Annotated in this window: 15 protein-coding genes, 4 tRNA genes and 1 pseudogene; 10 read left to right on the top strand and 10 right to left on the bottom strand. The window is 48.4% G+C overall.

Annotated features, from left to right (window positions below; all coding sequences use genetic code 11):
* Positions 1-31 precede the first annotated feature (31 nt).
* From Q0224_RS06655 to thiD, 4 genes and pseudogenes are all read right to left on the bottom strand, one after another.
* Positions 32-283, bottom strand: a pseudogene (locus Q0224_RS06655) (DUF1440 domain-containing protein); the annotation flags it as partial.
* 278 nt (positions 284-561) lie between these two features.
* Positions 562-1,263, bottom strand: a complete 702-nt coding sequence (locus Q0224_RS06650) for an MFS transporter (RefSeq protein WP_297950082.1) — start codon at positions 1,261-1,263, stop codon at positions 562-564.
* The gene (locus tag Q0224_RS06645) at positions 1,263-1,484 is read right to left on the bottom strand and encodes a hypothetical protein (protein WP_297950040.1); all 222 of its coding nucleotides are present in this window, start codon (positions 1,482-1,484) and stop codon (positions 1,263-1,265) included. Before Q0224_RS06645 ends, Q0224_RS06650 begins: the two co-directional genes overlap by 1 nt.
* Before the next feature lie 587 nt (positions 1,485-2,071).
* Positions 2,072-3,166: a bifunctional hydroxymethylpyrimidine kinase/phosphomethylpyrimidine kinase gene (gene thiD, locus Q0224_RS06640; RefSeq protein ID WP_297950039.1), complete on the bottom strand. Its 1,095-nt coding sequence runs from the start codon at positions 3,164-3,166 to the stop codon at positions 2,072-2,074.
* Positions 3,167-3,339: 173 nt separating this feature from the next.
* On the opposite strand from thiD, the gene Q0224_RS06635 reads away from it, so the two are divergent.
* The 10 genes from Q0224_RS06635 (at position 3,340) to Q0224_RS06590 (ending at position 13,007) form a co-directional block, all read left to right on the top strand.
* Positions 3,340-4,473: an efflux RND transporter periplasmic adaptor subunit gene (locus tag Q0224_RS06635; protein ID WP_297950038.1), complete on the top strand. Its 1,134-nt coding sequence runs from the start codon at positions 3,340-3,342 to the stop codon at positions 4,471-4,473.
* Positions 4,473-7,631 carry an efflux RND transporter permease subunit gene (locus Q0224_RS06630; protein WP_297950037.1) on the top strand — a complete coding sequence of 1,053 codons (3,159 nt, stop codon included), beginning with the start codon at positions 4,473-4,475 and terminating at the stop codon, positions 7,629-7,631. The genes Q0224_RS06635 and Q0224_RS06630 overlap by 1 nt, the downstream gene beginning before the upstream one ends.
* The gene (locus Q0224_RS06625) at positions 7,618-9,075 is read left to right on the top strand and encodes an efflux transporter outer membrane subunit (protein ID WP_297950036.1); all 1,458 of its coding nucleotides are present in this window, start codon (positions 7,618-7,620) and stop codon (positions 9,073-9,075) included. Before Q0224_RS06630 ends, Q0224_RS06625 begins: the two co-directional genes overlap by 14 nt.
* A gap of 423 nt (positions 9,076-9,498) precedes the next feature.
* Positions 9,499-9,586, top strand: a tRNA-Ser gene (locus tag Q0224_RS06620).
* Positions 9,587-9,816: 230 nt separating this feature from the next.
* On the top strand, positions 9,817-10,770 hold the full coding sequence (locus Q0224_RS06615) for a Dyp-type peroxidase (RefSeq protein WP_297950034.1): 954 nt from the start codon (positions 9,817-9,819) through the stop codon (positions 10,768-10,770).
* A 27-nt stretch (positions 10,771-10,797) separates the two neighbouring features.
* Positions 10,798-10,989 (top strand): hypothetical protein, encoded by a 192-nt coding sequence (locus tag Q0224_RS06610; protein WP_297950032.1) that lies wholly within the window; start codon positions 10,798-10,800, stop codon positions 10,987-10,989.
* Entirely contained in the window at positions 10,973-11,413 is a 441-nt protein-coding gene (locus tag Q0224_RS06605; protein WP_297950029.1) for a hypothetical protein, read from the top strand. Before Q0224_RS06610 ends, Q0224_RS06605 begins: the two co-directional genes overlap by 17 nt.
* A gap of 4 nt (positions 11,414-11,417) precedes the next feature.
* Entirely contained in the window at positions 11,418-11,738 is a 321-nt protein-coding gene (locus tag Q0224_RS06600) for a hypothetical protein (protein WP_297950027.1), read from the top strand.
* Positions 11,739-11,789: 51 nt separating this feature from the next.
* Positions 11,790-12,080, top strand: coding sequence for a hypothetical protein (locus tag Q0224_RS06595; protein ID WP_297950025.1), 291 nt, complete (start codon positions 11,790-11,792; stop codon positions 12,078-12,080).
* Positions 12,081-12,290: 210 nt separating this feature from the next.
* Positions 12,291-13,007, top strand: a complete 717-nt coding sequence (locus Q0224_RS06590) for a hypothetical protein (protein ID WP_297950023.1) — start codon at positions 12,291-12,293, stop codon at positions 13,005-13,007.
* A 289-nt stretch (positions 13,008-13,296) separates the two neighbouring features.
* Here the strand turns inward: Q0224_RS06590 and Q0224_RS06585 are convergent, their stop codons facing one another.
* From Q0224_RS06585 to Q0224_RS06560, 6 genes are all read right to left on the bottom strand, one after another.
* On the bottom strand, positions 13,297-16,023 hold the full coding sequence (locus Q0224_RS06585) for a TonB-dependent receptor plug domain-containing protein (RefSeq protein ID WP_297950021.1): 2,727 nt from the start codon (positions 16,021-16,023) through the stop codon (positions 13,297-13,299).
* A 329-nt stretch (positions 16,024-16,352) separates the two neighbouring features.
* The gene (locus Q0224_RS06580; RefSeq protein ID WP_297950018.1) at positions 16,353-19,094 is read right to left on the bottom strand and encodes an insulinase family protein; all 2,742 of its coding nucleotides are present in this window, start codon (positions 19,092-19,094) and stop codon (positions 16,353-16,355) included.
* Positions 19,095-19,826: 732 nt separating this feature from the next.
* A tRNA-Ser gene (locus Q0224_RS06575) sits at positions 19,827-19,914 on the bottom strand.
* Positions 19,915-19,972: 58 nt separating this feature from the next.
* The gene (locus Q0224_RS06570) at positions 19,973-20,128 is read right to left on the bottom strand and encodes a hypothetical protein (protein WP_177387338.1); all 156 of its coding nucleotides are present in this window, start codon (positions 20,126-20,128) and stop codon (positions 19,973-19,975) included.
* A gap of 20 nt (positions 20,129-20,148) precedes the next feature.
* Positions 20,149-20,222, bottom strand: a tRNA-Cys gene (locus tag Q0224_RS06565).
* Positions 20,223-20,238: 16 nt separating this feature from the next.
* A tRNA-Leu gene (locus Q0224_RS06560) sits at positions 20,239-20,325 on the bottom strand.
* Positions 20,326-20,407: the final 82 nt, after the last annotated feature.

Below are 20,407 nucleotides of genomic sequence, written 5' to 3'. Positions count from 1 at the left end.
CGCACTAAACGGGGCGGAATTCCAAATTTAGCTAGAAGAGCGAAGCGCCCGAGCGGTCCGCGGGATCGGGCTCACCCGTTACGCGATTTCGTAGATCGCGGCGGAATACTTCGATCGCCCAAAACCAAACCGTGTGCCCGAAAAATTCCGAAACAAACTCATACCACGGAAGCTGAAAAAGCGGTGGTGTAAGTCCTAAAAGCGGCAGCGTGATGCAATGCACTGCGATATTTACGACGATACCGAACGCGACGCCCTGAAATAGCGTAATTTTAGGTAATTTCTCGGCAGCGAAGTGTGCCTAATTTTAAATTTTGCTATTGTTGCGGAGCATTAAATTTCACGCGTGCCCTTAAAGCTTGCACGGTAAAAAATCAGCAGCGCGGCGGCTAACGCAGCAAAGCCGCAAAATAGCCCTTGGTAGCTTAAATATTCAAGCGCCTTGCCACCTACGGCAGTACCGATGCCGCCTCCGAAAAATATCGCCGTGCCTATGATCCTGGAGGATAGACCTTTGGCGGAGCCACAACGAAGTGCCGCGCTTGCTAGGACGGACTGCGCTCAAACATAGCCGAATCCCAGCAAAAACGTCCCTACATATGCAGTGGCAGCGAAGCAACTCGCCAAAAGGCACAGCGCCGAAGCGGACGCCAAAAAGCCGAGGGATAGAATTTCTTTTGGCGGCAACTTCTCTTTTAAATATCTGGCAGCGTTTCCTGCCAAAAAGCAAGCGACGCCGTAAAGCATAAGGCAGGCTCCGGCAAAATTTGAGCTCAAGCCTAGCTTTTTAAGTAGATAAGCGCCTATGAATGAATACGCCCCAAGCACGATTACGCCGTTACATAAAGCCAAAAAATAGCTTCTCAAAAGCGCAGCATCGCCGCGCAAGCTGGCTAGGGATTTTACGAAGCTTTCGCCTCCGCTTTTCGGAGCGTCTTTGAAATTTAGCGTAAATAGTGATACGAAAGATACCGCAGACAGCGCAGAAAAGGCTAAAAATATCTCCTTCCAAGAAAATCTAGCCACCGCCCATCCACCTAAAGCCGCACTCAGCCCCTGCCCTAAAAATACCGAGCCCAGAAATATCGCTACGATTTTTTGTCTATCCTTATCGTCATATGCATCGCCTATAACGCCGAGGCAGACAGCGATTATACCCGCTGCCGCGCATCCCGTGCAAAAGCGAAATAAAACAAGCCACGCTAAACTTTTTGCAGTGGAGCAAAGAAGCGTAAATATCGCCAAAAAGAGCATTAGCGAGATTAAAATTTTACCTCTGCCGTAGCGATCGCTAAGATGTCCGTAAACCGGCTGAAGTAAGCCAAGGGGATCAGATATGCCGTCAAAACTGTCAAGGCTGCGCTTACCTGCACCCCAAACGTATCTGCGATGCTAGGTAGTAGTAGCGATGCGATCCAGTTATCTGCGGCAGAGATTGTCCCCGAGGCGATGATTAAGAGTAGTAGTCCTTTTTTGCAGCGCATTTTAAATTCCTAAATTTACGTAATTTTAGCCATTATAACTCTTTTGCTAGAAAATTTGGAATTTTAGCAAGCTCAGCGAATATGAGTCGACAGGCATGGATCGCAAGTTTGCAGCGGTGTCGCAATACTGCAGCAAGTATAGCGCAATGGTCAGATATACAATGATGCGTCTACCTTATAGAGGCGAAGGCAGGCAGCAACGTGAGCAGTGAATGCATGACTAGTTTTATATTTCTAACTCTCTTTTTTCGCGCATAAAGACCTATAAGAAATAACGCAAATTTAACAATGCCACGAAGCAAAGCTATAGCATAAGGCAAATAAGGAAAGCCCTAACTTGCAACGCGAACCTTACAATAAAATTCAAAAATTCTTTAAAATTCTACGCGGATTATGATGCCTGAAAATCAACTAAAATTTTAAGTGCGCATATCCCCGTAGCGCACGCTTTTTAGCCACGTAATCCCGCCGTTTATCACAAGTCGCGACGAGCCATTTGGACGATCTCGTGCCGCTAGATTAAATTTAATTAGCAGCGGAGTTTTGGATTTTAACGAATGCAGGGACTTCAACGAGCGCTTGAAATTTTAATCCGGGGCGATGATTTTGATTTCGTTCGCGCAAGATCCGCCAAAGTCCGCGCCGAAGGGATCGCGCACCGTAAAATAATGATCTATCGCGCCGCATCCGTGCCCGATCTGCTCACCCCACCCGAGCGCCCTGCGCACGAAGCCCTTGGCATGGGCAACGGCTACAGGCAAGCTAAGCCCCGCCGCCAGCGCGCACGCGATCGCGCTTGAGAGCGTGCAGCCCGTGCCGTGGGTGTTGCGCGTAGAAATTTTAGGCGCGGAAAACTCATAAAATTTGCCGTTTTCGTACAAAATATCAACCGCGGAATTCCTCAAATCCGCGTCCTCACTATTTGATTCAAAACCTGCATCTAAAGGCGCTGCGGACAAATTTCGCCCAAAAGAAGGCTCCGCACCCGTCGTTAAATTTCCGCCTCCGCTAGTAAAATTTTCATCCGCGAAATCCGCGCTCTTCGTCGAACCGGCGAAATTTTCGCGTGCGCCATTTTCGCCCGTATCACGCTGCGAAGCATTAAAATTTTGCGCCGTATCCGCCGCGCCGCAAGCTCTGCTCGCACCCGCAAGATCACCGCCTTTGATCAAAATCGCGCCGCTAAAAAATTGCGAAATTTTAACCGCTGCGGCGCGCATACCTGCTAAACTTAAAATTTTCATCTCCGCCAAGACCTCGGCCTCGCGCACGTTAGGCGTGATAATCTCCGCAGCGGGAGCGAGCTCGTATTTTAGCGCATGCAGCGCGCTTTGTTTCATCAAAACTCCACCGCTAGTAGCGACCATCACGGGATCTAAGACGACGTTTTTCGCGCCGTGCTTGCCCAGGCTCTTTGCGATGGCCTCGGCAACCCCCTCATTGGAGATCATTCCGATTTTAACGGCGTCCGGAAAGATGTCGCTAAAAACCGCGTCCAGCTGCGCCTCTACAAAATCTGGCGGAACGTCCAGCACACCGAATACGCCGCGCGAATTTTGCGCCGTAAGCGCCGTAATAGCGCTCATTGCAAACATCTTGTGCGCGCTAATCGTCTTGATATCGGCCTGGATGCCGGCACCGCCGCCGCTATCCGAACCCGCAATAGTAAGAATTTTTCTCATAAAAAGCCTTTAAAATTTTAGCGCGATTATATCGAAATTCCGCTATAATTCCCCAGATATATTATTTTACGGGCTAAATTTAAGTTTTATTTATATAGTTTTTATTATAATTTATAATTTATTCGTAATAACTATTACAAATACAAAATTTTAACCCAAACAGAGGAAACTACATGAAAAAAGTCGCTAGTTTGATTTTCGCAGCGTTTTTGGTTTCGGGCTGCTCCTATTTTGAAAAAAAGGAGGAAAGCGGCGCAAAACAAAGCGGCGAGGCTTCTGCGCTACCGGTTGGCGTATTTATCGCCAAATCCGCCGATGTGCCGATAATTTTGAAATTTAACGGACAGACCGTGAGCGAGCTTGAGATAATGCTAAAGCCGCAGGTTTCGGGCACTATCGAAAAGCAGCTTTTCGAGCCGGGTCACAGCGTCAAAAAGGGCGACGTGCTCTACGAGATCGACCGCTCTCGCTACCAAGCGGCGTTTGACAGCGCAAACGCTAATCTGCAAAATGCCTCGGCGGACTACAAAAGAGCTAAAGCGCTAAAAGCTAGCAACACGATCTCTCAAAAGGACTTCGACACCGCAAAAGCCGCGTTTATGGTAGCCGAAGCAAATTTTAAAAGCGCAAAGATCGATCTTGACCACTCGCTCGTGACCGCACCTTTTGACGGCATGGCGGGCGATACGCAAAAAGACGTAGGCGCATACGTAAACGTGGGTGAGGATCTGGTTAGGCTTTCTAAATTTGATCCGATCGACGTGGAATTCGGCATCGCGGACGTCGATAGACTGGAGCTTGATGCAAATTTAAGAAACGGGCAGTGGAAGCAGCTGGGTCGTCAGGTAAGCATAAACCTCGGCGGTAAGGACTACAACGGCACGCTAAGCTTCATCGATAGCGTCATCAATACAAATACCGCGTCAGTCAGCGCCAAAGCTCAAATCCCAAATCCAAGCTTGGAAATTCGTCCGGGCGTTTTTACCAAAATAAGCGTCGATGGCTTTTATCAGAAAAACGGCTTTAAAATTCCGCAAGTTGCGCTCAAGCAAGATCTTAGCAACACCATAGTCTATGTCGTGCAAGACGGAAAGGTCGCTAAAAAGATGGTCAAAATCGCAGCGCAAGATACCCGCACAGCGACGATTTCAAGCGGGCTGCAAGACGGCGATCAGATCATTTTGGATAATTTTAAAAAGATCAACGTGGGCTCCAAGGTCACTCCCGTACCCGCAAGCACCGATCCTTACGTAGCGGGGCAGCCTAACGAGCAACCGTCTCAGAGCAATGCGGAAAGCGGGAAATAATGTTTTCTAAATTTTTCATCAACCGCCCCGTCTTTGCCTGCGTCGTTTCGATCATCATCGTAATCGCGGGCGTTTTGGCTCTTAAAAATTCCTCCGTCGAGGAGTATCCGCAACTCACGCCGCCGCAAATCGTCGTAAGCGCTACATATAGCGGCGCGGACGCGCAAACGATCGCCGACGTCGTCGCAGCCCCTCTTGAAAATGCGATCAATGGCGTTGAAAATATGATTTATATGGAAAGCTCAGCAAGCTCCTCCGGCGACGTTCGTATCAACGTATATTTTCAAATCGGCACAAATCCAGCAGATGCGAAAGTCAATGTAAACAACCGCGTCACGCCAGCTCTTACGCTACTTCCCGACGAAGTGCGCCGCTATGGCGTAACCGTCACCGAGCGCAGCAGTACGATGCTCGAAGTGCTTGCGTTTTACGATCCTAGCGAACAGATGGATGTCGTAGAGATGCAAAACTACGTAGCTATCAACGTCGTAGATGAGCTAAAGCGCGTGCCGGGCGTCGGCGAAGCTCAAGCGCTGGGTACGAAAGACTATGCTATGAGGATCTGGGTAAAGCCCGAGCTACTTAAGAAATTTAACGTTACGACTGCCGAGATAATCGCCGCGATAAGCGAACAAAATAGCCAATACGCCGCGGGTAAGATGGGCGAGCAGCCAATGAACTTAGGCAATCCCTACGTATATGCGATCAAGCCTGAGGGTCGTTTAAAAACCGTCGAAGAGTTTGAAAATATCATCATACGTGCGCAAAAAGATGGGAATTTCTTGCGCGTAAAAGATGTCGCCGAGGTCAAACTGGGCGGCGCAAGCTACAATATCTCGGCGAAATTTAACGGTAAAGAAATGGTGCCTGTGCTTATCTTTATGCAAAGTGGCGCCAACGCTCTAGCCGTAGTCGAAGCGGTAAATAAGCGCATAGACGAGCTTAAACCGAATTTCCCAGGCGAGCTGACCTACGACGTCGCCTACGATACGACTAGCTTCGTAAAAGTATCGATCGAAGAGGTCATTCATACTTTCATTGAAGCGTTAATCCTCGTCATCATCGTTATGTATATGTTCTTAGGCAACCTTAGAGCGACGATAATTCCGACGCTTGCTGCGCCCGTATCGATCTGCGGCGCGTTTATCGGAATTTACGCCTTCGGATTTTCGATAAATTTAATCACCCTTTTCGCGCTCATCTTAGCTATCGGTATCGTCGTGGATGACGCCATTATCGTGATCGAAAACGTAGAGAGAATTTTGCACGAGGAGCCGGATCTTAGCGTCAAAGAGGCTACCACAAAAGCGATGGGCGAGATCGTAGCGCCCGTCATCTCTATCGTGCTCGTGCTCTCAGCGGTTTTCGTGCCGGTTGCGTTTATGGAGGGCTTTACCGGGGTTATGCAGAGGCAATTTGCATTAACGCTCGTAGCCTCGGTATGTTTTTCAGGCTTCGTAGCCCTTACACTAACACCCGCACTTTGCGCTCTAATCTTGCAAAAAAAGGAATCTGAGCCTTTTTTCTTTATAAGATGGTTTAATAATCTTTTTAGCATCTCAACTAAAATTTACGCCGCAGGCGTCGGCATGGTTTTGCGCCATGTGCTAATCAGCCTCGTTTTTGTGGGCATCATCATCTATGCAATGATAGAGCTTCTTAAGCTTACTCCGAGCGGCCTAGTGCCTAACGAAGACAAAGGATCGATTATGGCGATGACTACGCTTCCATCGGCATCTACTCTACCTAGGACGGAAGCAGATCAGGATTTCATCGCAAGTATCGCTAAAAAGTATCCAAACGTAAAAGATATAACCCAAATCACGGGATACGATATGCTAGCCGGAGCGCTTAGAGAAAATGCGGGAGCTTTTTTTATGAAGCTAAAAGACTGGAAAGATCGCCCGGGCGATGAAAATTCCAACTTTGCCTTAGCCGCCGCGCTAAACGGGCAGCTCTACGGCGCGGATCGCAACTCTATGACTTACGTCGTCACGCCGCCGCCTATTATGGGGCTTTCGCTTACGGGTGGATTTGAGCTCTACGCGCAAAGCACGACGGGCAAGAGCTACGATGAAATTCGCGCAGATATGGATCGCGTAACTGCCAAAGCCAATCAACACCCCGCTTTAAAGCTCGTGCGAACGACGCTGGATACCGATTTCCCGCAGTATAAGCTCTATCTCGATAAAGAGAAGATAAAGATGCTAGGCGTTAAGATAGCCGACATTTTCACCGTGCTAAATTCCACCATCGGGCAGTATTACATCAACGACTTTAACCTCTTGGGTCGCACGTTTAAGGTCTATATCCGCGCTACGCAAAACTACAGAGACGATCCTAACGATCTAAAATCGCTCTACGTCCGCAGCGACAGCGGCGATCTGATCGCGTTAAATTCTTTAGTGAGGCTTGAGCGTTCGCTGGGTCCTGATTCCGTTAATAGATTTAACGCCTTCCCAGCAGCGCAGATTATGGGTGAGCCAAATACGGGTTATACCTCGGGCCAGGCGATTGCAGCGATCCAAGAGGTTATAAAAGAGGAGCTTCCTAGCGGATATTCGATCGGCTGGGCAGGTTCCGCGTATCAAGAGGTCAGCGAGACGGGCAAGGGCGCACAGGCATTCGTATTTGGAATGATCTTCGTGTTTTTGATCCTGGCGGCTCAATACGAAAGGTGGCTCATGCCGCTTGCCGTGCTTACCGCCGTGCCGTTTTCGGTATTCGGCGCGCTCGTATTTACGTATTTCCGCGGGCTGAATAACGACATATATTTTCAGATCGGACTTTTGCTTCTAATCGGTCTGGCGGCGAAAAACGCGATTTTGATCGTGGAATTTGCGATGAACGAGCACCTAAATAATCATCGCTCTATCGCCGATGCCGCCATAGAAGCCGCCAAGATGAGGTTCCGCCCTATCGTGATGACGAGCCTTGCGTTCGGTCTTGGCGTGCTTCCGATGGTTATCGCCACCGGCGCTGGCGCTGCTAGCCGCCACGCGCTGGGAACCGGCGTAGTAGGCGGAATGCTCGCGGCATCTACGATCGCGATCTTTTTCGTGCCGCTGTTTTTCTACCTGCTCGAAAGCTTCAACGCTTGGCTTGATAGACGCGGTAAAAAAGTCCAAACTAACGAGGTGAACGATGAAAATAAATAATGCTCTTTTAAGCGCCTTGACGCTTGGAATTTTACTCTGCGGTTGCAACTTCAAGCCCGTTACGCCGCAAAAGCAGACCGGCTTTAAGGCGGATTACGCGAGCACGAACGTTAGTACGCAGTGGTGGAAAAGCTTTAACGATCCGCAGTTAAACGCCCTGATCCAAAGCGCGCTGGAACAAAATTCCGACCTGCAAACCGCGCTGAATAACGTCGAGTACGCGCGGGTAAATTTAGGGCTGAACAAGCTTGAATATCTGCCGAACGTAAATTTAAGCGGCAGCGCGGTGCGTCAAAATAATTTCGGCAACCAGCCTGATCGCAACTCCCATGGCTCGTATCAGATCGGCGCCGTGCTAAGCTACGAGATCGATTTTTGGGGGCGCGTGCGCAACAGCGTAGATTCGGCGCGATCGAAATTTAATGCGACGAAATACGACTACGAAACCGCCAAAAATACGATTACTAGCACGGTTGCGACGACCTATTTTACGCTACTAGCACTAAAGCAGCAGGAGAAAATTTTAAAAGATAGCCTAAAAAGCTATCAAGATACGCAAAATTACCGCAAAAAGCAGCTCGATGCGGGCGCGGTTAGCGAGATCGTATTTTATCAAGCCAAAGCTGCGGTACAAAGTGCCGAGGCAAGCCTCATAAGCGTGCAAAATCAGCTCTCCGCAGCTCAAACTTCGCTAAATATCCTAACGGGCAAGAGCTACGATGAAATTTTACGCGGCGCGCCGCAGATCGCCGCGAAAATGCCTAGCGCGCCGCAGATCCCAAGCGGAATCCCAAGCGACGTGATCCTGCACCGTCCGGACGTCGCAAGCTCGCTCGAAAATCTGCGCGCAAGCAACTTCTTAGTGGGTGTCGCCAAGGCGGGCTACTTCCCTACCTTCTCGCTTACGGGCTCGGCGGGATACGCAAGCGGCGAGTTTGACAGGCTGTTTACCGCAAACGCGAGCACGTGGAATATCGGCGGCTCGCTCGTAGGGCCGTTGCTTGACTTCGGACGCCAAAAAAGACGCGTAGAACTTGCAAATTTAGAGCAAAACGCGAGCTTCATCGCATACGACAAGGCGCTTAAAACCGCTTTCGGCGACGTTCGCGACGCGCTTGTAGGCGTGCAAAACGCCAAATTAAGGCAGGCAAGCCTCGCCGATCTCGTCGCTTCGCAGAGCAAAATTTATTCAAACGCCTCAAGCAGGTATCAGGCGGGCTACAGCGATCATCTGGAGTTTTTGGATTCGCAGCGAAACCTACTTAGCGCGCAGCTAAACAAAGTGCAGACCGATCTTGACGTGCTAAACGCGACGGTAAACGCCTACAAGGCGCTCGGCGGCGGCTTTAGCATCGAGGATAGCGAAATCAAGGCGCTTATCGGCGCAGATAAGGACGTACAGCCCGATATGTCCGCCTTCCCGAAGGATAGAATTTTTAATTAGCTTATAAATTTACGGACGGCGCGAAATTTTAAAATACCCGTAAATTTAAAGCGCAGCCCGGTTTTTACGACGCAAGCGGATGTATGAAAGAAAAAATCTGCTTGCGCTTTTTAAATTTAGCGCTACGGCGGACGGCAAATTCCAATTTCAAAGATAATCTAAATTTTAAAATAGCCGCAGCAAGATAAAATCGCGCTCGGCTAAGAAGCGCAAAGCGGCTTGGCTTAGCGGCGCGGTAGAATTTCAAGCGCTGCGGTAAAATTTCCAAGCAGCACGGCGGAATTCTAATCGCTGCAGAAAAATTCCAAGCATTGCGATAGAATTTCAAGCGCCGAGTTTTAAATTTAAAGGCAAAACGGATTGCGCGCCAAAACGGAATTTGGCAAAATTTTAGATTTTCGCTATAATCGCGACTTTTAATTTAGATGGGTGTCCGAGCGGTTGAAGGAGCACGCCTGGAACGCGTGTAAAGTGCAAGCTTTCGAGGGTTCGAATCCCTTCCCATCTGCCACTACTTTAAAATTTCATCCCCGCAAAGCTCTGAAATTTCGCTTTTCAACTCGGCGTAAATTTTATAAATTTAAAGCCAAAATTCCATCGCGCCGTAAATTTAACGATCAAAGACAAAATTTCCTCCGCCGAAAATCAAACCCGAAAGCCGCCTAAATTCTATCTCTACGCCCAATATTTACCGATATTGCGCTAAAATTCCTTTTAAATTTTACTTTGAAGGAGAGAAAAATGAGTGAAGAAAAAAGTTGCGCCTGTGCGCATGTCAAATCCCAAAACGTAACCGACGCGCCCGGCAACAACACCGTGTTTATGATCTGGCGCTTTAACGCAGGCAAAACCGCCTGCAAAAAGGCTTTCGAGGGTCTTTGCGCTCTGGTGATAAATTTAAACAAAACCGCCGTTACGAGATTCGGTGCGGCTAGTGAAACAAGCTGCGTGCTCGGCGTGGGTTTTGAGGCGTGGAAAATGCTCGGCTTGCCGAAGCCTTTGCCGAAGGAGCTAAAAAATTTCGAAGAGATTAGGGGCGATAAACACGCTGCGCCCGCTACCGGAGGCGATATCCATATCCACATCAGAGCGGGGAGTCAAGCCATTTGCTACGATATGGCAAGCGAGATCAGAGCCGCGCTAAAGGACGTCGCGACGTGCGAGGAGGAGATCTGCGGCTTTAAATACTACGACGGGCGCGCCATCATCGGCTTTGTGGACGGCACCGAAAACCCGCAGGGCGCAGATCGCGACTTTTTCGCCAAGGTAGGCGACGAGGATGCGGCGTATAAGGGCGGCAGCTACCTTTTCGTGCAGAAATATATCCACGATATGAGCGCATGGAACGCCGCGGGCGTCGCCGAGCAGGAGCGCGTCATCGGGCGCAGCAAACAAAACGACATCGAAATGAGCGAGGAGATAAAGCCCAGCAACTCGCACTCCGCCGCAGCCAATGTCGGCGACGATAAAAAGGTCGTGCGCGACAATATGCCGTTTGTGCAAGGCGGCGAGACGGGAACCTACTTCATCGCCTACGCAAGTACCTTTAGCACGCTGGAGCTGATGCTTGAGAGTATGTTTATCGGTCGTCCGCGGGGCAACTACGACCGGCTGCTAGATTTTAGCACGGCAAAGACGGGCGCGCTCTTTTTCGCTCCGACTTTCGATATGCTACAGGCTTATAGCGCAGAGTAAATTTAGCTTTAAATTTAAAGGCACGCGATGTTTTGCGATCTAAGCCCGTATCAGAGCAGGCGCTGCAAAGAGATCATAGAGGGCAAAGTCGAAAATAGTGAAAACGTCAGGGGTCTGATAGAGTTCATAGACGCTAAATTTAAAACTCGAGCGATTAGCGCGTTTTACGGCGCGGGCAAGAACTCGGCGTGGCTTAAGATCCGTGCTTCGCTTCGATAAAGACGCCGCAAAAATCACCGATAAAAAGTGCATCGAGCGCTACCTCGCCCGCACGCCGCTTTTCGAGAAACTAAACGGGCTAAGGAATTTTTATATCTCGGTCGAGTCCTTCGAGTCGCAGATCCGCACCGATCTGATCCAAGGCGCGGTAGAGGAGCTGCTGCGAAACCGAAACGAGCTTTTAGCGCCGCTTAAAATTTGGTATATCGCGGCGGTCTCCGACGCGCCCGTAGTTTTTTATTTCACGAGGCAGGACGCGGCGCGCCGCGAAGGTGGCGAAAAAATAGAGCGGCTGATAAGAAATTTTATAGAGAAAGCGCGGGACGCCAAATACCTGAGCCACATGAAATTTAAGCTCTATTTTGACAGTAAGGAGTTCGTGGATCTTAAGTACGGCGGAAATTTGTTCTATTATTTTAAATAAAATTTTGCAAAGGAGCGAAAATGGATGCGAAGCTTTACAGAAGGTAACGCAGCTCTCGCGAGGGCTTGAGGAGGGCGGCGTGCAGAGCCTAAAAGCGGCACTTGAGAGCGAAGGCGACGAGGTTATCAAGACGCGAGCTCGCGTGATCTTGGGCGAATACTACGTAATGAAGGGCGAACCCGCGCAGGCTAGAAAGTATTTAGAGCCCGTGGCGCAGGACGCCGAGCGACTGCGAGATCAATACGACGATCTGCTGGACGATGAAATTTGCAGAGCCGATATGCTTTTGGATATGATCGAGCGCTTCGGGTTTTTGGCGGAGTAAAACCGCTCGCGATATGCGGCGGCGGCGATAAAATTTTAAGATCGGAGCGAAATGCCGAAATACTCATTTGAAACCATAGAGCAAATGCTGCTAAAATGCGTCCTTGAGGGCGGCGAGCCCGAGCTTAGCTTTCGCCTGCGCGGCGCGCAATACTTGATCATCGTCTACGCCGATCGCTGCTCGTTTCAAAGATGCGCGGACGAGGCGGGTGCAAATGCAAGCGGCGAGCGGTATTTCGCCACGCTGCGGGAGCTCTACGCCGTGCCGCAGATAGACGGGCGCTCGTTAAAAGAGCTCTGGAGCGAGACGAATGATTTTTACTACTTTGATTTCGAGCCGTAAGAACTCGAAATTTCATGCGGCGGCGCGGTAAGCGCATGCGGTACCGATACGCGGCGCTGATAAATTTCAACGAAATAAAATTTTGAAAGGACGCAAGCAGGCTCTGCTTGGAATAGCGTCGCTAAAGCATGCGGCGCGAACGGCAAATTTAGCGCCGCAAAGCGCCCGAGCCGCTAGCGATAAAATTTTAAAACGGGAGCAAAAAATTTAATGAAAAATTTTAACGATGAGCCGCAAAAATCGCAATCCGAACAAAACAGGGCCGAGCGCCAAAATTCACCGCAATTTTACAATAAACCCCTCATCGTCAAAGACTACAACATAATAGTATTCTTTATTTATAATCTATTCTTCGCTCCCTTGGCGGTACCGGTGTTTCTGTATATAGGGGATATTTTTCCATACTATACGCCGTTTGTTCCTGTAGTATTCGCCGTCATATCGTATCTAAACAGCGCCCATACGCGCCTTGTGCATTTGACGAACAGGAGTATCAACTACGTAAATAAAGGCAAAATCACGAAATCTATAAAATTTGATGAGATATCGCTCATAAAGCTCACCGCCACGCCGCTATTCGGACATATCGTGCCCGCTAGAAATTCCATCGGTATTGTGTTTTCGTTCATCGTGATAAGCGTTGCGTTCGCTGGATTTTTACAGAGCTTTAGAGGATTTGTAATTTTTATTATGAGCGCGGCGGTATTGGTTTTGCCGTTTTTCATCGCCAAACTGATTTTTTCAAAGATCACGGAGGGGAAATTTAGCTTTCGTGCGATCGATACTTTGATCATCTATGACGGCAAGGGCGAATTTATCAGTTTTATGATGAGCGGGGAGGACTTTGAAAGGGTTTGCTATTATCTCTTAAATCATCGACATATTAGCCCGTCAAAATTTAAAAGGCAGTTTGTGATATTTCAATGAAAGAGCCTATTAAGCGATATCGGCGTTAAAATTTAAAACGCCGTTTCGGCTTCCTAAATTGGTTCAACTTAAATTTGGGCGCAAATTTAATAATTTCGCGTGCGTTAAAATTTTGCGGCACATATGTTAAATCATACGATGCGCACGCTAAAATTTTACAGTGCGCGATGCGGAATTTTAAGGAGCACGGCGTGAAATTTGAAATTTCGCAAAACGCCGTGAATTTCAAAAAATTTCACGAAACTTTGCGGAGCCGTGGATTTCAAAAGCTCCGCAAATTTAGCTTACGCTACCACCGAATGCCCGCTTCCAGCCAAAACTGCCTGCCCGCCTCATAGACTAGATCGAGCGAAGTATTGCTGCTAAGCCCTGCTTTGTTGCGCCTATTTAGGACGTTGTAGATATCTAAATTCGTAAAAAATTCCACCTCGCCCGCCATCTTTTTAGCGTATCCGATGCGCGCATCCCAGCTGTAGCTTTTGCCGAGATTGACCTTTTCGTATTTGTCGTATCTGGCCGGATACTTGCCTGCGGGCGTCTTGCCCGTGCGGGCGATCGCCTCTTGCGAGCCTTTAAACGAGAAGAAGTTATTTACGCTGATGCCGTAGCTTGGAATTTTAGTGATAATATTTAGGCTCGCTGTCCAAGGTCTCGCATAGTCCTGCGCCGGAAGCTCCGATAACCTCATCAACTTCCCGTCGTATTCGACGATTTTTTCATCTTCAAGCGTTTCTCTATCAAGCTTCTCATCGTAGATGGTGTTATTGGTCTTCATCCTGATATGCTCAAAGCCCAGCTCAAAGCCGTTTAGCGTACCGAAAGCCTCGTAATCATCGATCGTTTTAACGCCGAAGGTTAAAATTTTATTCTCGCTTCTGCCGTCGTTGGTGAAGGTCTGGTAGTTGCTTTGGTAGTTCGGATCCGGCGCTAGACCTAGATCTCTTCGCGTAGATTTGATGATCTGATCCCTGCCCTTGCGGCTTACGTATTTGCCGAAAAACTCGAAATTCCCAAGCTTTTGCTTTGCCCCGAATACCAGCTCATCCTCATAAGGCACCCTTAGCTCGTTAAATTTCGTTAGAGATGGGTCTTTTGGCAGTTGCGTCCAGTTTTGAGTATAGGCATTGCGCGGACGCGTGTAGGTAGTGGCGAGGCCCTCTCGACCCTCTCTTAATTTGTAGGTAAAGAGATTGCGCCCGTAGTAGCGGTTTGCACCGAAGCTAAGAATAGAATCGCCGTCGCCAAAAATATCGTAGTAGCTATTAAATCTCGGCGCTACGGTCGTTTGCTTCATATAATCGTCCCTACTTAATCTTACGCCCGGTCGCAAGGTAAGATCATTGATTTTTATCTCATCCTCCAGATAAACCGCCAAGCTCTTCATATCCACCTTGGTATTGCCCTTGTAATAGCTTTTTCGCGTAAAAAACTGACCGCTACTACCGCGCCTCGCAAAAGAATCATCTATAGAGCAGAGCTCGTCATTCGGATCGCAAGCATTTACGCCCGCAGGTAGCGGTGCTATTCCGCTGGCGGTCATAAACTCCTTTTTTACGTTAAATTTAGCCTCTTGCTTTTTAAACTCAAAGCCCGTGATAAATCTATGCCTGCTGCCGCCTAGATCAAATTCGTTAAACTCTAGATCTGCGTTGTATGAAAGGCTCTTTTGCGTCTGATCGAGATCCCCAAAGCCGCCCTCTATCGCCGAAGCATCGTAAATTTTACTACCCCAATTTTTTACGTTTGAGTATTGCCAAGCCCTGTAATATTCATTCTCCGCATCGCGAGAGCTCTCGAGTTTGCTGTAAGATAAAATTTGATTAAATCTAGCAAAATCGCCATCGTAGTCGGTTTTAAGCGCTAAATTTAAACCGCCAGATTTCATATCGGCGTAGGAGTCCTTGATGTGGTCGTTAAACATCTTGCTTCGCTCGGGCGCATAAGTTACGCTCGGCGTGATAGTTAGGCGGTCGCTTGCATACCAAAGCGCTTTTAGGAAGTAGTTGTCTATATTTCGCCTCTGAACTCGCTCGGTGATGGTCGTATCGGCGTTGTATCTTCTGTCGTAGGCCTTGAGCGGAATTTTACTTCTAGTATTTGTGTAGCCGAACATCAAGCCCAGATCCTCGGTAACGGTGCCCTCTAAATTTAACCTAGTGATCCACTTATCGAATCTCGGCTGATTTAACGGAGTAGCGGAGTTTTCAAAGCTCTGTTCATCGCCGTAGATATGGTATCTAGTCCAACTATCCTCGGTGTGCTGCATCGAAAACTTGCCGTGAAAGCCCGCACGCGGATCTCGCGTCTTAGCCTCCACCACGCCGCCGGTAAATCCGCCGTATTTGGCGGAGACGCCGCTATCGTGCACCTCGACGCTCCGTAAAAAATCGCTATCGATCGCCATACCTTGCGAGACGGAATTCATCGTATCAAACGCCGAAAAGCGCGTAGGATTGCCGCCCGGATTTCTAGCGGGATCAAGATCGTTATTCATATTCGCGCCGTCAAGCATAAAGTTGTTTTGCCAATACTTCGCGCCGTTGATACTGATATTTGCGGGGCTGATCTCGCCTAGCGTCGTGCTCTGGCGGTTTGTGGAGCTGAATTGCACATTTGGATTGGTACGCAAAAGCTGCACGAAGTCGCCGTTGCCGCTAGGCATCGACTCGATCATCGTCCTGCTTATTTTTTGCGTACCGCCATAGCTATCGCCGACGCTCGTCAGGCTCGAGTCGATGTTACCGACGACGACTATTTCGGGGAATTTATAACTATTTATCGTCGCAGTGGAACTCTGCGCGCCTGGATTTTCTTTGGTAGCAACGCTTCTTGTTGCGTTATTTTCAGACGAATCCTGCGCGACGCTTAGACCACAAAGACACGCCGCGACTATTAAGGAGCGTGCAAGCCCCCCCCCGCAGCGATTTTGAGTGGATTTCTCGCCTTTTATGGAAGCGGAATAATTGCGGCCTGCGCCGCTTTCACATGGATTACAGGCCCAAAAATCGACAATCATTTTTTCTCCTTTTTTGAAAATAAAAATTAAGACTGAGGAAATTTAGCCAATAATATTTTAAATTTCAATAAAAGTGATAACAATTATACGACTTATGCAAACAATAGAAAAAATGTAATAAAATAGCGGTATATCGGCGAGATAAATCTATTCCAAAATAAAATTTATCTAAAATCTATGCACGGTACAGATGGGCTTAATTGAGTTTTATTCTTGGGTATATTTTTAAAGCACATAAATTTGCGGCGCCGAAATTTGCCGTGCAAGCGCCGTTAAATTTAAACGCGGCTAGTAAATTTAACGAGCAAAATTTAGATGCGCCTAGCCTGTTAAAATTTCGGCGCGTTTATCCTCACGGTTTCATCGGTGTCAAAAATATAGGTCTGCGCCGCCTCCGCGATATCCTTCGGCGAGATGGAATTTACGATCGTTTCAAAGGTCTTAAAATCGGCGATCTCCTCATTCCAAAGCGCGTATTTTACGAGCGCATCGTTCCAAAACTCGGGGCTTTCGCGAGCGGTGCGAGCCGTGATGATCTGAGATTTTTTAAAATTTTCAAGATGTCGCGCTACGTCCGATCCGCCACCTGCGATTTCTGCAAAAATTTCTCTAATTGCGGATAGAATTTGATCCGTATTTTGCGGCGCGCAGGAAAACGAAATATGAAGGCTAGAGTGCTCGTACGGGATGCGGCTTAGACTCGAAGCGACCGAAAAGCCGTAAGTGCGCCCCTCATCCTCTCTTATGCGCTCTCTAAGTGCTTCCTGAAGTACCGAAGCTAGGGCGGAAATTTTTATCGCATTTTCAAGCGAATGCGGAGCGGATCTATTTATCGCGGTAAGCGCGACGTCGCTTCTAGGAGAGTTTTGATAGTTGCGCATAAAAACGTGCCGCCCGCTTAAGCTGCGAATTCCGTCATCTTTAAAATCCTCGCGTTCGCCGCGAGCGGGCAGGTTCGCCAGATATTTTTTTATGAGGGCTTCGGCGTCTTTTAACTCAAAATCGCCGCTAAGTACGAAAGTGTAGGATGCGGCGTTGCTAAATTTATCATAGATAATCTTTTTTAACTCCTCCGCGTTAAGAGCTTTGATCTGCGCGGCGCTTAGCGGGCGCATTCGCGCATTGCCGCCATAAAAAAACTCACTAAATTCCCTGCTAAATTTATATCCGGGCAGCTTCTCGTTTCGCGCAAGCTCGTCGAGCGATTTGATCTTTAAATTTTGCAGCGCTTTCTCGTCTACGCGCGGAGAGCTAAGCTCTAAGTTTATCGCTTCCAGCAGCCATTTTAGATCCTGCGAGCCGCAGCTTCCATAAAATCCGTGCGAGAATGCGGAGATATTTTTGCGGTAATTCACCTGCCGCCCGCTTAAAATTTGCGAAATTTCATAATTGTTAAACTCGCCCGCGCCGCTTTCGTTTGCAAGCATCGCGGCAAAACTGCCAAGCCCCGGATGCGCCAGATTGGACATTCCGCCTCTACTTACCGCGGCGAACGAGATGAAATCCTTGCGCGTCTTAAGCGGCTTTAAGATCACGGTCGCGTTATTTTCAAGCAGGTAGGTATAAAATTTAAATCGCGGCTCAAAGCTTTTGCTTAAAATTTTGCCCTCAGGTAGGTTTTTAGAAACCAAGCTACCCGGTAGCTTTTTATACGCGGCATGCGTATTTATCGCCTTAGCGCCGCTTTGCAGCTTTTTAAATTTAGCCTCATTAAGATTATATCCGGAGCCGCTAAAGACGCTTGCATGCACCTCGCCCAGATCCGTAAGGCGCCTAAATTCTAAATTTAGCTCCTCCAGGCTGATCTCGCGGAGCAGCTTTATTTCCAAATCACGCTGTTTTGCGGCGCTAGGCAGGACGGCTCCTGATTTTACGGCATGAAGAATCTCTCTTGCAAAAAACGCGGAATTTGCGCTTTTTTTGCGCTCGAAGGCGCTGTGCCGCGAGCTGATCAAAGCATCCTTCGCAAGGGCGAAATCGCGCTCATCAAAGCCGTTATCTCGCAAGCCTTTGATTAGCCCGAGCGCTTGCGAGATCGCACCGTCAAAATCTCCGCCCAAAACGGCGACGTCGAAGTTATAGATCGTTTTTTGAAACTGCAAATTCGATCTGGAAAAATTAACGCGCAGAAGCGCGCCTTCGCTAGCCTTCGCTCGCTCATAAATCGTAGAAATAAGGCTTGAGATAAGCTCGGTTTTTAAAATTTTTCTCTCATTCGCCTCGCTATTTGGGGGCGCGAATTCCTCCCAAAATGAAATTTTAACGGAATTTAGCGACGTTTCGTTCGTATCGTAATTGTAAATTTTCAAACCCTGTCTCGGCGGAATGCCCATATCCAGGCGGGCGTAGGAGCTTGTATTTTTAAGAGGCAAAAAATTTTGCTCTAGCAGTTTTAAAATTTTATCCCTTTTAAAATCGCCCACGGCTATAAATTTCATAGACCTGGGCTGGTAAATTTTTTGATAAAGCTCCTTGATCCGCTGCGCGCTTACGGATTTTACGACCGCCATATCGCCGATCGGCGCGCGATCAAAATACGCGCTGCCGCCGTAAAGCTCCTCATCCATCCGCTCGTAAAGCCTCGCGATAGGCGTATCGCGACTGCGCGCCTCCTCGATTATGACGCCTCTTTCTTTTACGAGCTCAAGCGGATTAAACTCCACTCCGTCCGCAATTGAAGCAAAAATTTTAAAAACGTCCTTTAAATTTTCTTCGCTAACGGCAATGTTAAGCGTGTAGATCGTGCTGTCGTAGCCCGTCTGCGCATTTACGTCGGCGCCGAATTTCACGCCCAGGCTCTGTAGCTTTTTGATAAGCTCGTTTTTGCTAAAATCGCGACTTCCGTTAAAGGACATATGCTCGATAAAGTGCACAAGCCCGCGCTCATTAGGGTCCTCGTCGATCGAGCCCGCATCCACGATTAGATAGAAAACGGCGGAATTTTTAGGCACGGAATTTTCTAAAATATAGTATTTAAGCCCGTTTGGCAGCGCCCCCCGCAGGACGGCTCCGTCCCACTCAAGCGCAAAAGCTCCCGCACAAAGCAGTAAAAATAGTAAAATTTTTCGCATTTAAGCCTTTCATTTATTTCTAGTAAAATTCCGCCTCGTAGATATTTCGACAGATTTTTCTCTTTCGCCCTATCAAGCTGCCCGCCTGCGCTATTCTGCGCTATTTTTTAGATTTGCTCGCTTCGACCCGTCAGCCTGCGATATCTCTTAGGCTCGCTTACTTTTAACTTGGCTACTCACCTGTTTGCTGTGCCAACCCCGGTCCGCTTCGCAAGCTTACCGGCTCTGGCCCCATACCGAGCAGCTACTCTCATTTTGTGCATCGCCCAAATCGGCAAATGCATTGATATTTATCTGCGCGGCGGCGCGACAGCATAGCGGCGCGGACGCAAATTTTAAAATTTACTTGCACCAGGGCTAAATTTAAAAAGCGCGAATCGGTAAATTTTAAAATTTTACGCCAAGCGCGGCGGGCTACTAAGCTTTGAAATTCTATAGCCAAATTCCGCAACAGAGCCCACACGCTTTCATAGCGAGACGGACGAACATTTAATTTTACATCGCCCTATTCTCGCTACGCGCTGTTTTAGCGCGTATCGATCAAACAAGCCACTAACGCGCAATCTTGGCATCTTCGCCGTATGCTATTCTGTTTCTCATCTATAAAGGCACCGCCGCAAACTGCCGTTTGCTGCAAGATAAAATTTTAGCCTAAAGAGCATTAAATGAAAATTAGTATAAATAAAATGTGAATTTTTTGAAGTTAAAAGGGAGTTTCAGATTAGATTAAAATGGCCGGGAGATAGGGATTCGAACCCCAGGAGGCTTTCACCTCAACGGTTTTCAAGACCGCCGCTTTCGACCGCTCAGCCATCTCCCGATTAAGGGCGGGTGGACCCCGCCGAAAGTTCGCGCAGGTTGGGACCTACGCGTAGAATTTATTCGGTTTTTTCTCCGACCCACTCGGCGCCGTTGTGAACCTTTTCTTTGGTCCATTGAGCCGCATTGTGTGAGTCCTCTTTTACGCCGTGCCAAGTATTAGAGCACCCGCTAAAAACCATCAATGCCAAAAGAGCCGCTAGTATGTATCTCATAATAACTCCTTTTTAGGATCTGGAGGCGACACCCGGATTCGAACCGGGGATCAAAGCTTTGCAGGCTCATGCCTTACCACTTGGCTATGTCGCCACGCCGGCTTATTAGGTGGTGCCCGGAGCCGGACTTGAACCGGCACGGAAAAAATTCCGAGGGATTTTAAGTCCCTTGCGTCTACCGATTCCGCCATCCGGGCACGTTTAATACAAAAACAGAATGTAAAATGGAGCGGGAAACGAGAGTCGAACTCGCGACATCAACCATGGCAAGGTTGCGCT

Origin of the sequence: uncultured Campylobacter sp., from assembly GCF_938002845.1 — a bacterium.
Lineage (GTDB): Bacteria > Campylobacterota > Campylobacteria > Campylobacterales > Campylobacteraceae > Campylobacter_B.
The sequence above is the reverse complement of the archived record's forward strand: the minus strand, read 5'-3'. Positions and strand labels throughout refer to the sequence as shown.

What these genes read in the sequence shown, in the direction of transcription:
- Q0224_RS06635 (WP_297950038.1), top strand. Translation starts at nt 3,340, where the DNA reads ATGAAAAAAGTCGCTAGTTTGATTTTCGCAGCGTTTTTGGTTTCGGGC.
- Q0224_RS06590 (WP_297950023.1), top strand. Translation starts at nt 12,291, where the DNA reads ATGAAAAATTTTAACGATGAGCCGCAAAAATCGCAATCCGAACAAAAC.
- Q0224_RS06630 (WP_297950037.1), top strand. Translation starts at nt 4,473, where the DNA reads ATGTTTTCTAAATTTTTCATCAACCGCCCCGTCTTTGCCTGCGTCGTT.
- Q0224_RS06615 (WP_297950034.1), top strand. Translation starts at nt 9,817, where the DNA reads ATGAGTGAAGAAAAAAGTTGCGCCTGTGCGCATGTCAAATCCCAAAAC.
- Q0224_RS06645 (WP_297950040.1), bottom strand. Translation starts at nt 1,484, where the DNA reads ATGCGCTGCAAAAAAGGACTACTACTCTTAATCATCGCCTCGGGGACA.
- Q0224_RS06610 (WP_297950032.1), top strand. Translation starts at nt 10,798, where the DNA reads ATGTTTTGCGATCTAAGCCCGTATCAGAGCAGGCGCTGCAAAGAGATC.
- Q0224_RS06570 (WP_177387338.1), bottom strand. Translation starts at nt 20,128, where the DNA reads ATGAGATACATACTAGCGGCTCTTTTGGCATTGATGGTTTTTAGCGGG.
- Q0224_RS06585 (WP_297950021.1), bottom strand. Translation starts at nt 16,023, where the DNA reads ATGATTGTCGATTTTTGGGCCTGTAATCCATGTGAAAGCGGCGCAGGC.
- Q0224_RS06625 (WP_297950036.1), top strand. Translation starts at nt 7,618, where the DNA reads ATGAAAATAAATAATGCTCTTTTAAGCGCCTTGACGCTTGGAATTTTA.
- Q0224_RS06580 (WP_297950018.1), bottom strand. Translation starts at nt 19,094, where the DNA reads ATGCGAAAAATTTTACTATTTTTACTGCTTTGTGCGGGAGCTTTTGCG.
- Q0224_RS06595 (WP_297950025.1), top strand. Translation starts at nt 11,790, where the DNA reads ATGCCGAAATACTCATTTGAAACCATAGAGCAAATGCTGCTAAAATGC.
- thiD (WP_297950039.1), bottom strand. Translation starts at nt 3,166, where the DNA reads ATGAGAAAAATTCTTACTATTGCGGGTTCGGATAGCGGCGGCGGTGCC.